This window comes from Gordonia sp. AC31 (genome assembly GCF_031844505.1).
Classification (GTDB): domain Bacteria; phylum Actinomycetota; class Actinomycetes; order Mycobacteriales; family Mycobacteriaceae; genus Gordonia; species Gordonia hongkongensis.
Map to the genome: position 1 here is coordinate 1 of NZ_JAUZVK010000025.1, position 11,512 is coordinate 11,512.

Here is an 11,512-nt window from a genome sequence, read left to right on the forward strand (position 1 = left end):
CAGCTTCCCAAGCTGAATACGCGGGTTCGATTCCCGTCATCGGCTCCAGGTCAGAGGGTATTTTCACTCCGGCACTTACGTTTAGCCTTACGTGTATCGCGCAAAGTGAGGTCCAGCGCCTCCGTCGCGAGTCTTCCAAACTAGCTACGCGGGTTCGATTCCCGTCACCCGCTCCAGGTCAGACCACACACCAGGGTCCGACTACAGCCACAGATACAGCCAACGCCCCGAGCTACTACGGCCGGGGCGTTGGTTCGTTGCAGCCAGAGGTCAGTCGATGTGCCTCAGGTCTGCCGGCGAGCATGGTGCCGCGACATCGGCGAGTTTGGTGTGGTGCCATCGCACATGGACGCTTTCCCCGTCGTCCGACACGTGTTCGACGAGGCCGCCCCATCGGATTCGACGATGAGCAACCCGGTCGCCCACCTTGAACTCAGGCATCAGTCCAAGTGCTCCAACTCGTCAAGGTCGTAGTGCATGAACCCGTATGGCTTGCCAGCTCCCGGCCCGTGGGTGATCTCGATGAACGCCTTCACGTTGTCGTGTTGAACCCTGCTCACTCCGTCATCGGTGAGGATCTGGGCAGTATCGCCGATGGACAGAATCTTTCCTGCCACATTTCCGTGGCGCTCTCGCACTCGGTCCCCCACGTTGAACTCAGGCATCAGTGGCCTCCCGTATCCCGTCGAACATCTTCCGCAGGTCGGCCGACAGTTCCACCGCCCACACCATCAGAGGCGCGGCGAACGGCCCTGCCACGCACGCCGCCATCGTTGCAGCCACGATCGGGAACCCGGCGACCGCGTCGACCGTCGTATCCCACGCCCAATCGACGACCCGTTGATGCTTCACCGACATGACCCCATTGTCCCAGCTCTGGGCCTGTGTTGGTGGTGACGCGCCCACCCCACAGACAACGAAAGCGCCCCACCTCGTGTTGAGGTGGGGCGCTTCGTGGTTGTCCAGGTTCAGAGCGGGTGCCTCGTCATGGGCCTCCGAGGGTGAGTTCTCATTGTTTCCGCAGTGGCCGGGTCGCTGTGCGTCGGCGATCTGGTGATGTTCCTGAACTTCACCCGCTCTGAACTTGTGAGATTACTGTAGCATTGGATTCCGTTGTCGCGCAACATGTGTCGGAGTTATGAGTGAGTTATGCATAAGTTATGGCTCCGTGGTCGCTACCTCGGTGGAGTTCCATAACTCGTCATAACCAGCAGCCACCCGGCAGCGACGCAGGTGATGACCGCGAGAGCGATGTCGAGGACCATGCAGTTTGGACGTAGTGGGCGGCCGAACGGTTCCGACTTTGATGACAATTTCAAGGTTCCGGCCCCAACCTTGAAATCGACACCGACAATTTCAAGCCAACATGGACTTCGCGCGACAATGGCCGGGTGACCGATCGTGAGACGCTGCGCGCCGCCGCCCAGGCTGTCGCATCGGTGACGCGGCGTCGACAGGCCGAGCATCAGGTGCGCACGGATGGTGGGTGGGTTGAGCCGGACCCCGACCTGCTCGATCTGGTCGTCGAGTGCGAGGACGTGATCTACAGCCGCCGGCCCGAGGAGCCCGACCTCACCGACCGGCTGGCCGCGGTGCTCGGCGACGACTGGGAACCCTGATCTCTCCCGTGCCGGTCGGAGTCCGGCGGTGGCAGCTCGACGACCCGCACCGGCCCCCGACCGGCGCCCGGACACGACTCGCGAGACACGTGCTCGGAGCCGAGTGGCGAGGTGCGGACGCGGTCACCGCAGCGCGGGCAGACGTCGGGCATGATCCACTCCTTTGACACCAACCTGAATAGGACACCGCAGACCGCCCATATCCGGGGTTATCGGCGGGTGATCGGGTTGTAGTCCGTTCGGGTTGTAGTCCGTTCGGTTGAATAGGCAAGCCTCACAGCGCAAGCCGGATCTCGCTATCCGATGATGTCCGGTATGGGGAGTAGTGGTCGACGCCGTAGGAAGAAGTCGTGGTGGCAGCAGAAGCGCGGGGGCGCACCGATGTGGGGGTGGCTGGTCATTGCCGCCGGAATCGTCGCGGCATGTGTGCTGCTGGCCGTGGCCGCCACCCGGCCAACGCCGTCGTCGAGCGCTGCGCCGTACACACCACCACCCGCGACCAGCACCACTGACGCCGCGGCGGAGCCGGCCGCCGATATGAGTCGTGTGCGCGACGCGCTGTTCATCGGCGACTCGTGGACGTTCGGCACCGCCGCCACACCCGTTACCGATGGGTTCGCCTACGAAGTCGGCCGACGACTGAGCATTCCCGTCGAGGTCCACGGCTACGGATCGGTCGGCTACCTCAACGCTGGCCGTGACGGTGGGGGCACCTACTCGCAGCGGTGGGCGCGCACCCAGGTGTCGAACCCGAATCCCGATCTGGTCGTCGTCGAGGGCAGCCAAAACGATCTCGGCCAGCGCGGCAGCCTGACCGGAGCGGCACGCGCATTCATCGCCCAACTGGCCGAGCAGTTCCCGAACGCCCAGATCGTCATCGTCGGCCCCGCCCCGGCGACGCCCGAACTGATCACCGGGCTACAGCAGATCGACTCGAACCTCACGCGGGCGACGTATCAGCAGAAGGTGCCCTACATTTCGCCGCTCAAAGAGCGGTGGTTCACCGCGCGGAACGTCGGCGACTACATGACGACGGTGAATCCGCACCCGACAACCGCCGGGCATTCGTATTACGCCGATCGACTGATCGCCTCCCTGCGCGGCTAGTTGCGACGCGATGTAGTTTGATTGGGCCAATTCAGTCTCCACAAGTTGCGCGGCATGTTCATTCCCCCGAACAATTCGCAGGTGACGACCGAACTTTCGACTTCACCTCCCGCGACCCAGAACTCCGCGCGTGCGGCCCTGTTCATTGCCGTGGTGGCTGTACATGTCATTGCCGCCGCCGTGGTCCGCACTAACGGTTGGGACGACGGCGCGATCACGGTGGCGTTCGCCCAGACCTTCGCCGACACGGGTGACATCGCATTGACCCCAGGCTCCGAACAAGTCGAAGGGTTCTCGAGCCTGGCGTGGTTCGGCTGGCTGTCGCTTGTCCTATGGGTGCTGCCGCTCGGGTTCGCCGGCGCGGTTGCTGCCAGTCAGGTTTCAGCAGCCATTCTCGCTGGTGTGTGCGCCGTCCTATTGGCACAACTCCTCTCGGATTTCACACCCGCCCGGAACCGTGCCGCTGTGATCGCAGGCGTCACCCTGGTTTTCGGCCTGTTCATCAACGAGACCTTTAATGGGATGGAGATGACTCTCCTGACGACGGCCGTACTAGTCGGCTTGTTGGGTGTGCAACGAAACCGGTTGTGGGTCGTGGGCGCGGCCGTTGCGGCGGTGCCGTTCATTCGGTTAGAGGCCACCGGTTATGTTGCCGTCGGGGCGGTCATCGCAACCGTGCTGTGCCCGCCCCTGCGCCGCCACGCCAGCGTTGTTTTGGCCACCGTCATTGCCTCGGCAGGGGCGACGACTCTCATCCGACTCGGCGTGTTCGACGCATTGATACCGAACACGATCGTTGCTAAACGGTCCGAGCCGTACTCGCCGGTCGGGGTAAAGGCGGACCTGGTCTCCCGACTGCAAGTTGTCCAGGAGCTCGTCTACGTCTTTGCCCCTGCCGCTGCACTTCTGGCGTTCGGCGTATTGACCAGCCAAGAGGAACGCAGTGGGTTTGGCGCTCGCGTCCGGCAGGTGAGAAACACTCCACTGATGGCATCGGCGGTCGCCTATCTCGTAGGACTCGTGCTGGTGAACCTCGTACTGGGCCGCAATTGGGGCTACCTGGGGCGGATGGAGCTATCGGCCCTGCCGGTGGCAGTGCTCGTCGCGGCTTGGCTGGTCCCGGGCGTAGTCGAGCGTCTCGGCACACGGCGTGTGGCGACAGCCATGCTCGTTGGGGTCCTACTCGCCACCTGGGCGGTTCAGCTTGACCGAGCCAAGCTGGCGGCGAGCCTGCACCCCAGCGCCAGTATGGACGTAACGCCAGCCGAGTACCGGTTGACTGGCATTGCCGCCGAGCACCTTGCCGAGCGCCTTGGCATGTCGCGAATAACCTTGCTGACTCCCGACGTCGGCGGTGTATCGCTGTGCTGCCAACGGATTAACGTTCTCGACCTTGGACTGCTAACCAACCGTCGACTCGCGGCAGATGGATACGGGTCGATTGATCCGTACGTCAGCCGCGAGAGCCCCGACGTCGTGGAGACACACGGTACCTGGTCGCGCGTGTCCGGAATCTACCAGTCGGGCGTCTTTCGGTCCCGCTATGTTCCCGTGTCCGTCGACCGGACAGCGTTCTTTGTGCGCCGAGACCTTCTCACCAAACAGCTCTGCTCGGCTACTGTGCCGGAATCGGCCACCCGCCGCGATCGATACCGGGGCGCGCCAATCGATGAGCAGTTCATCGCAGGCAAGCAGGTCTGCATAGTCGACTAGGCGGGCTTCGTCGTCCGGAAGACGTACGCGACGATCCGGTAACTGAATACCTCAGTACCGGTGGCGGTGGCGTGGAACATGCGAAACGCGAAGTTGGTGGGCACCGCGCACCGCACTACCCCGAGGGCCTGCGCGGCGGCGTTCAGCGGGGTAATCTCAAACAGCGGCTCGGCGAAGCCTCCCGTCACCGCCTGGGACACCGAGTTCGCGTTCGACACGTCCGTCTGCGTGGCACCATTCGCGAGGGTCACCGTGCCCGTGAGGCCTGCGTTGCCTGTCGACAGGATCGGATTACCCAGCCAGGCCAGGCTTGACCGAATATCGACCCTGTTGCCGATGTTGGAACGATAGTTGTCGAACACCATAGACACCGCATTAGGTGCTTGTATCGCCTTGCTGGTAATTGGCGTTTGCCGGTTGTCCATCAACTCCACGAAACTGAATCGCAGCTTGCCGGTGAGTTGGGTGAAGCAGTATGAGTTAGCGGCGGTGACGTCGCCGACATTGCGGACAGTGAGGCGACCGCCTTTCACGAGCCCTGCGTTGGGGCCGACAGTGAAGCCCCCGAGGCCGGCGCTGTCCGACTTTACGGACCCGATTTCCAAGTCGTCGAACTCGCCAAGGTCGAGGTCATCGTTGGTACCATTGCGACCGTTCTTCGCCCCCACGTACGAGTCGATGAGGGTGTCGCCCGCGAATCGCACGTAGAGACCCGAGCCCACACAGTTACGGGAGACGATCTTGCCGAACGTGACGCGGCCGGTCTTGTTCGACGCGTCGTCCCCCTGAATCTTGGTCCCCGAGTTCGCCGTTCCGTACGCCGTCTCGCCCGTGCTGACAGCGCCGTCGAACTCAGAATAAACCGTGTGCAGTTCGTCGCACCCCTTGAGGTATTTCGTACCTCCAGCGGCGTTTCGCTGAATGATTCGGTTGATCGATGAGCGAGTCGCGCCGATGCAGTAGCCGTTCCCAGGTTGGTTGAAGCTACCGAAATCCTGAATGTTGTCCGCAGTGAGAAGACCGAACGTACAGAGGTCGTTCAGGTCCGACAGGCCGTTGCCGAGCATGTAACCCTGGCCCTTGATATTCGTCGCGTGCAAGCGTTCGATCTCGGTCTTAGTGCACCAAGAGATTGACGCGCCGATGTACGACACGTTACGGACGGTCATGGCGATCTTGGAGCCTGCGGCGAGGCCTGAGAGTATAACAAGGGCGTAGCCTCGGGATGCGTTGAATCCCCCGCCATCGATAACTGCACCGCGAAATTCGATCTTGTCGGTCTGTGCGGTCGGGTGGTCATTGCAGACAGCGATGCCCAGGAACGACGAGGGAACTGAGATAACAGCCCCCCGCATGTCGATCTGGGCGTTGGCTGGAAGCGACAAGCAGTAGGGCGCGGTGTACGTGCTTCCGGTGCCGGTGCGGAACGTCCTAGTTCCCTGCTGGGTCACTCGATAGATGGCGTTCGGCGAACCGACTACAAGCTTCCCGGTTGCCGCCCCCTCGGACACTGCCGCGAGCAAAGCAGGAGTATCGTCTGCTGCTCCGTCGCCGACCGCGCCGAACGACTCGAATGACAGAACGCCGGTCGCCGCTGCGGCGGCGGAATCGACTGCGCCGATCGCCGATCGGGCTGCTGCCGCGCTGGCGGCCTTGGCGACCGCCTTGCCCACGGTCGTCGCATCCGTCAGGCCATCGACGGTCGCGGTGGCGCTCGGCGTCCATAGGCCTTGCTCTGTTGCGTCGAACGACCCGCGTGAAGTGCCGTTGCTGTTGCGGGTACCCGGCCCATTCACCGGCGCCGGGAGTAGGACGAGATCGCCTGCGGCGTAGGCAGTGCTGGCCTTCCACACCCGCCCATATGTTTCGTCTAGTACTGCTCTGGCCCCGGATTCCGGGTTGGCGAGGATGCCCTCCACAAGCGGTTCAGTCACCTCGGTGTTGACGTTGGAATCCATCCACGCCGCGACAGCCTGAGACAGGGTGGTTGCTGGGGCTGAGGGGGGCAGGTTGAAGACGATGAGGTCTTTCAGGTCGGCGTTCACCGAACCCACATCGATGGGTAGTGGTTGACCCCCACTGAGGCCGCCAACCTTCCACGGTCCTTCCGGTAGCACCACCGACACCGGGGTGTTGTTGGTGTACTTCACCAACCGCGGGGACGCCCACGACGTCACCAGTTTCCCGTCGGCCTCGAACATGGCGCGCGGCTCAAACCTTGCCGTCCCACCCTTACCTGCAGGGCCGTCAACAGTGAAAGTGATCGTAGGCATCAAAGCTCCTTCTAGACGGTGATGTCGCGGGCAACGAAGTTGTCGAGTTCGCCGGAGGGGTAGAACGCGGCGCCGTTGACGACGACAGCGACGCGGCGGTGGCCGATCCCGTCCGGGACGATCCCGGTGGTGTCGGCCCAGTCGGCGATGGGTTCTGTGGTGTTGGGGTCGCCGTAGAACACTTCGTAGATGTAGTGGGTGTCATCTTCGGATCGCCTGGGCCGCAGCGTGTATCGGCCCGATCCTGGTGCGGGGACGGTGGATTGGGTGGTGCGCGAACTGTACGACCCGGTCTGGATGTAGACGCCGTTCTTGTTGGCGGTCAGCCAGATCCCCGCGCTGAGGCTGGATGTACATCGACCACCAGCCCCCGCAATCTGATATTCGTCGACGTCGCCGTCGAGCCACAGATCGAATCCGACGTCGAAGTAGTCGGAGTTCAACGACTGCACCCGCATCGCGGCGCCGGAGTTGGTGGATAGGCCGCTAGTGGTGTGCTTGACTCGGCCGTTTTCGATCTTGATGTTGCCGAACGTCTTGTACTCGGGGCCGAAGCTCGACCGGTTGAAGTCGTCGACGATGACGACGGGGATGCTGGTCTGTCCGACGTCGAGGCCGATCCCGACGAACGGGGTGGGGCCGCCGTACATGTCGTCACGCTGCGCGGTCGTCAGGCCCTCCGGGACGGGGGTGGTGGACGGGTTGCGGCCCGATCCGGGCGAGTACGGGCGCATCCCGGTGATTGGTGTGGCGTAGGGGAAGTTGACGCCCGCGATGTGCACGGTGCCGGTGCCCGTCATGCGGAACTGGACATCGACCACGTCGTCGATGTCGGCGATGACCGACGCACCGTCCATGAGGTGTTGCATCCACGCGATCGACGTGACGAGCTCGCCCGCGAGGTCCGGTGACGAGTAGATGACCGGCCCGACAGAACCGTCAGGCTCCTGCTGGAAGACGTCGACGTGGAAGGTACTGACGGTGCCGGACTTGTACGCCATCCAGCCCAACACTTTCCGCTCGGTGGCACTGTCGATAATGACCGACGCCCACGGCGCGTACGACGCCGTCGCATTCACGACAGGCGGATTCGTGGACAGCGTCGTCGTATGCACGTGGTTCGGTGCAGAGGCGTTCAACGTCGACCCGCTGTGGCGGTGGTTGTCCGGCCCGTCCGCGTAACCGGTGTTGCCCGTGATGTCGACCGTGTGCGAGCCACCACCGATGGAGATGGTCGGCATGCTGAGGTTCATCTCCGAGAACGGGAACGACACACAGGCTGTCCGGTCCGGGCCGGTCTCGTGCAGCGGCCGTCCGCTGCGGACTGAGATGACCTGCTGGAAGTAAGTCACTTGAGTACCAACGGATACGACGGTCTCCGCAGCATCCACCGCGGTCTCGTTGGTGTCCTTCAACCACCCAGCCAACGCATCCTCAACAGCGTCACCCACGATGGGGATGCCGCCAATCAACTGCGCCAGAATGCGAAGGGGCAGGCGGATCAACGCCGGGATCAGGTTGTCCTGGATCTCCTCCAGCGTGTCGTAGTCGTCCGGGTTGCCATCCACAATCCACGCCAACAGATACGACAGTGGCGTGAAGATCAGCATCTGCAGGACAGGCCGCAACCCGAAGAACCCATTCACCCGAGTCCGTAGATCCTCCGGACTCTGAATGTCGGCAGGGTCGGCGGTCGCCACATCCTCGGTGAACGCGGCGAACTGATTGACCACAGTCCCCAGCGGGCCGTTCACATTCGCAGGATTACCAGCCAAGTCGTCGTCGACCTGACCGGGGAACCTACCCGCGGCGAGGTTGCGGAACTTCTCCGCCGACGGATTCTGCAACGTCTCACCAAGCTGCCCGGGGGTAACCACACCCTGCGGCAGATCCGCCGGATCAGTCTCATGGAACGGCCAATTTGGGAGCGTCATGCCGCCCTCTCGATCATGCGGGCCAGCCGTGTGGCGTGACCGTGGCGGGCGTAGTCGGTGGTGTGCTGCGTGCCCCACACGTAGTCGCGGGCGGCGATCAGGGAGGCGATGAAGTCCGGCCGCCGCCACCAATCCTGCGGGCCATCAGTCACCGCGTCGGCGACACTGTCGAGCCACCGCAGCGCGGACGTCTGGTCGCGCACCGACATGAACTCGACGACATCCCACGCCGACCGCAGCGGCGCATCCTTGTGGATGTCGGCGATCGGATCGCCGGGCGCCCACACCGACAACAGTTTGCGCGGCAGCGTGAGCCGGTCAGCGATACCGCCCCGGTCGCCGCGGTGGGTCGGTTCGTGCGGGTTGCCCATCGCCGCCACCGCCCGCACGTCGAGCTCCGGCCGCTTCGGCAGGATGTTGCGGGCGAACCTGTACGCGGCCATGCAGCCCTGCGAGTAGCAGGCCACGATCGCCGGGTGCGGGGTCTCGGCGACTGCGCGCGCGACATTCTCGGCGCCGATCCGGATCGACTCTGCCGCCGGCATGTCTCCGATCCCAGTCGCCGGGCCGAACGCTGCAGGATAGTCGACATAGGAGAACTCGTAGCCAGGACGCAGCGAGCGACGGAGCGCCTCAGCTGCCGCTGAGCGAGCGCCAGGCCGCGACCACGTGCCGTCGAGCATCAGAACCGAGATGGTCATCGGCCCGCCCAGTCTCGCAACGCATCCGCCCACACCCGTCGCTGCGGACGAGTGTCACCGCGGTCAGCGCGGGCGTCGCGGCCCTGCTGCTGGATACGCCGCAACAGCCACCACAGCACAGCGATGGACACGGCGCCGCCGATGTAGATGGAGATGCGGAAGTACTGGCGGCCAGGGTATTCCGACTCAGTGAGCGCCGACGCGGCGACCTGCAACACGACCAGCGTCCACAGCACCGACTTCAGTGCGTAGATCTTGCCGATCTCCGTCGACCACCACGGCGACCGCAGAACGTATTGTGCGGTGAAGGCGAACTGTCCGGTCGCGAGTACGCACAACGCGATGTCTGCGATCAGTTTGACGGTCACCGAACACCACCGAAGGCGGCGCGCAATGCGTCAGCAAATCCGTTCTGCAGTAGTTCCCGGTGCAACGTGCCCTCCACTCGTCGTGCCCGCGAGTTCAACCGCTCCGCCTCTTCTCGACGGATGGCTGACTCGCGCAGACTGCGCTCGGACTCGTCGGCCCGGGCTCGCGCATCTCGAATCTCTTTCTGCCACCACAGCTTCATGTCGCACGCTCCTCGGCGAGCTGTCTGATGGCGGTGACCATGGCTTGCTGTACTTCCGCGGCGACTGTCGATCTGGCTGCAGCGTCGGCGAACTTGGCGATACTCTTGCCGTCCTCGACTGACCGCTCCTGCAGCGCAGCGAGTTCGCGGTCCTTCTGGGCCACAATCTCGCGGTGATGTATGCCGAACACGACCCACCCCCGCACCAGGGCGATCACCAGGGCGGTGACCGCGATGATGAGGAAGGTGACGATGCCGACGCCGTTCCAGGCGGCCGGCGACAGGAGGCTCACTCGCCGCGGTAGTCGTCCAGGCTGTCAATGACAGCGGCATTCTTAGTGAGGAACACACCGACCGCGGTGGCGAAGGCGACGCCGGTGGAGATCCAGGTGGCGGCCTCGGCGGGGAGGAAGGCGGCGAACTCTCCGGTCAGGCTGACAGCGAGGACGGTGAACGCGCCGACGAGGCCGACGATGAACTTGCGGATCTCGGAGGGCCTGTAGCTGGCGATGGTCATGTCACTTCTCCTTGTTGTCGAGGTCAACGATCACGCCGGTCGGCGACCAGCGAAGACTCCCGTGCTGAAAGGTCTGGATGATGTTGTCGGTGCCAGCGATGGCATGTTCGTCACTGGTCGGCCAGCCGAGTGGCCCTGTCTCCCAGCCCATCGCGGCGTACCGCTTGCCGATCTCACCGTGAACGAGAGCACCGCGGGTGTCGCCGCCCTTGGCGACCATGAGGACGCCCTTCTCGAACGACTGGACGCCACCGTCGTCATGCACGTCATGGCGCAGCAGCGGGAAACCGACGCCCTTCTCGAACCCGCGCGCGGCGAACGCCTCGAACAGGCCGCCGTGCGGGATGGCGTACGCGGCCTGCGCGCCGTTGCGCCAGTAGATGTGACCAGACTCGAACTCGGCGAACGCGCCGCCGGGGATCTTCACCTCACCCTTGGTGACGCGCTTGCCGATCCAGCCCTTCGCGACCTCGGCTTCGAGGTTGATGAGGTTGGGGATCGGCTTCGGCGGGGCGTTGAAGTGGTTGATCCGCTCGAGCAGGACGTCGAACGGGAAGCCGACGCCGGGGTCATGGTGGCCGCCGCCCGAGGAACCGAAGTCGACGTGCCCGCACACGCCGCGACCCTTCGGCCAGTTGTTGTCCCGGTACCCACCGCCGTTGCCGGTGTAGCGCACCGGGACGCCGAAGTCCTTGCACGCAGCCGCGGCGGCCTTGGCGATGCGCCACAACATGGCGTCCTCGTTGAGCCCGTCCGCGGCGTCCTTCGACAGCCACCGGCCGCGGCCCCAACCGGCGTAGGTTCCAGCACCGCAGATGTGATAGCCGATACCGTTGGCGTTCATGGCCGCCCAGGGCGCACCGCCTGGTGCGACCATCTGCACGGTGTTCACGTCGTCGCACGCGACGTTGTACGAGACGCCGGCGCCTGAGCAGTACCGAGCGAGGCCGATTGCGTCACCGGTGCCACCCTCCTGGGTGTGGATGGCGACGTAGTCGGTGCGGGAGCGTGGGCCGTTGGTGCCCGCGGGAATGCGGTGGGTGATTCCGTAGTCGGCCATGATGTGCCTCCTGGCAT

The 11,512-nt window shown here is 64.1% G+C and carries 13 protein-coding genes; 3 read left to right on the top strand and 10 right to left on the bottom strand.

The genetic code is table 11. The features are described from left to right. Nucleotides 1-440: 440 nt before the first annotated feature. Together Q9R39_RS20985 and Q9R39_RS20990 are read right to left on the bottom strand one after the other, a co-directional pair. Nucleotides 441-665, bottom strand: coding sequence for a hypothetical protein (locus Q9R39_RS20985; RefSeq protein ID WP_311278136.1), 225 nt, complete (start codon nt 663-665; stop codon nt 441-443). After that, nucleotides 658-858, bottom strand: a complete 201-nt coding sequence (locus Q9R39_RS20990) for a hypothetical protein (protein WP_311278137.1) — start codon at nt 856-858, stop codon at nt 658-660. Before Q9R39_RS20990 ends, Q9R39_RS20985 begins: the two co-directional genes overlap by 8 nt. A gap of 533 nt (nt 859-1,391) precedes the next feature. Between Q9R39_RS20990 and Q9R39_RS20995 the strand changes: the two genes are divergently transcribed. The 3 genes from Q9R39_RS20995 (at nt 1,392) to Q9R39_RS21005 (ending at nt 4,439) form a co-directional block, all read left to right on the top strand. Next, the gene (locus tag Q9R39_RS20995; RefSeq protein ID WP_311278138.1) at nt 1,392-1,619 is read left to right on the top strand and encodes a hypothetical protein; all 228 of its coding nucleotides are present in this window, start codon (nt 1,392-1,394) and stop codon (nt 1,617-1,619) included. A 315-nt stretch (nt 1,620-1,934) separates the two neighbouring features. Further along, a complete protein-coding gene (locus Q9R39_RS21000) occupies nt 1,935-2,726 on the top strand; it encodes an SGNH/GDSL hydrolase family protein (protein ID WP_311278139.1) in 792 nt (263 codons plus the stop codon). Between the two features lie 81 nt (nt 2,727-2,807). Next, nucleotides 2,808-4,439: a hypothetical protein gene (locus Q9R39_RS21005; protein WP_311278140.1), complete on the top strand. Its 1,632-nt coding sequence runs from the start codon at nt 2,808-2,810 to the stop codon at nt 4,437-4,439. Here Q9R39_RS21005 and Q9R39_RS21010 read toward each other — a convergent pair. The 8 genes from Q9R39_RS21010 to Q9R39_RS21045 are packed head-to-tail and all read right to left on the bottom strand — an operon-like array spanning nt 4,436 to nt 11,495. Continuing rightward, entirely contained in the window at nt 4,436-6,712 is a 2,277-nt protein-coding gene (locus Q9R39_RS21010; RefSeq protein WP_311278141.1) for a hypothetical protein, read from the bottom strand. The genes Q9R39_RS21005 and Q9R39_RS21010 overlap by 4 nt on opposite strands. 11 nt (nt 6,713-6,723) lie before the next feature. Beyond that, a complete protein-coding gene (locus Q9R39_RS21015; RefSeq protein WP_311278142.1) occupies nt 6,724-8,646 on the bottom strand; it encodes a hypothetical protein in 1,923 nt (640 codons plus the stop codon). Beyond that, nucleotides 8,643-9,347, bottom strand: coding sequence for a PE-PPE domain-containing protein (locus tag Q9R39_RS21020; RefSeq protein ID WP_311278143.1), 705 nt, complete (start codon nt 9,345-9,347; stop codon nt 8,643-8,645). The genes Q9R39_RS21015 and Q9R39_RS21020 overlap by 4 nt, the downstream gene beginning before the upstream one ends. Next, on the bottom strand, nt 9,344-9,715 hold the full coding sequence (locus Q9R39_RS21025; protein WP_311278144.1) for a hypothetical protein: 372 nt from the start codon (nt 9,713-9,715) through the stop codon (nt 9,344-9,346). The genes Q9R39_RS21020 and Q9R39_RS21025 overlap by 4 nt, the downstream gene beginning before the upstream one ends. Beyond that, nucleotides 9,712-9,918 (bottom strand): hypothetical protein, encoded by a 207-nt coding sequence (locus Q9R39_RS21030; protein ID WP_311278145.1) that lies wholly within the window; start codon nt 9,916-9,918, stop codon nt 9,712-9,714. The genes Q9R39_RS21025 and Q9R39_RS21030 overlap by 4 nt, the downstream gene beginning before the upstream one ends. Beyond that, the gene (locus Q9R39_RS21035; RefSeq protein WP_311278146.1) at nt 9,915-10,211 is read right to left on the bottom strand and encodes a hypothetical protein; all 297 of its coding nucleotides are present in this window, start codon (nt 10,209-10,211) and stop codon (nt 9,915-9,917) included. Before Q9R39_RS21035 ends, Q9R39_RS21030 begins: the two co-directional genes overlap by 4 nt. After that, a complete protein-coding gene (locus Q9R39_RS21040; protein WP_311278147.1) occupies nt 10,208-10,435 on the bottom strand; it encodes a hypothetical protein in 228 nt (75 codons plus the stop codon). Before Q9R39_RS21040 ends, Q9R39_RS21035 begins: the two co-directional genes overlap by 4 nt. A gap of 1 nt (nt 10,436) precedes the next feature. After that, entirely contained in the window at nt 10,437-11,495 is a 1,059-nt protein-coding gene (locus Q9R39_RS21045) for an N-acetylmuramoyl-L-alanine amidase (RefSeq protein ID WP_311278148.1), read from the bottom strand. Between the last annotated feature and the right edge of the window lie 17 nt (nt 11,496-11,512).

Coding starts and splice junctions, on each gene's coding strand:
- Q9R39_RS20985 (WP_311278136.1), bottom strand. CDS start 665: ATGCCTGAGTTCAACGTGGGGGACCGAGTGCGAGAGCGCCACGGAAAT.
- Q9R39_RS20990 (WP_311278137.1), bottom strand. CDS start 858: ATGTCGGTGAAGCATCAACGGGTCGTCGATTGGGCGTGGGATACGACG.
- Q9R39_RS21000 (WP_311278139.1), top strand. CDS start 1,935: ATGGGGAGTAGTGGTCGACGCCGTAGGAAGAAGTCGTGGTGGCAGCAG.
- Q9R39_RS21010 (WP_311278141.1), bottom strand. CDS start 6,712: ATGCCTACGATCACTTTCACTGTTGACGGCCCTGCAGGTAAGGGTGGG.
- Q9R39_RS21015 (WP_311278142.1), bottom strand. CDS start 8,646: ATGACGCTCCCAAATTGGCCGTTCCATGAGACTGATCCGGCGGATCTG.
- Q9R39_RS21020 (WP_311278143.1), bottom strand. CDS start 9,347: ATGACCATCTCGGTTCTGATGCTCGACGGCACGTGGTCGCGGCCTGGC.
- Q9R39_RS21030 (WP_311278145.1), bottom strand. CDS start 9,918: ATGAAGCTGTGGTGGCAGAAAGAGATTCGAGATGCGCGAGCCCGGGCC.
- Q9R39_RS21040 (WP_311278147.1), bottom strand. CDS start 10,435: ATGACCATCGCCAGCTACAGGCCCTCCGAGATCCGCAAGTTCATCGTC.
- Q9R39_RS21045 (WP_311278148.1), bottom strand. CDS start 11,495: ATGGCCGACTACGGAATCACCCACCGCATTCCCGCGGGCACCAACGGC.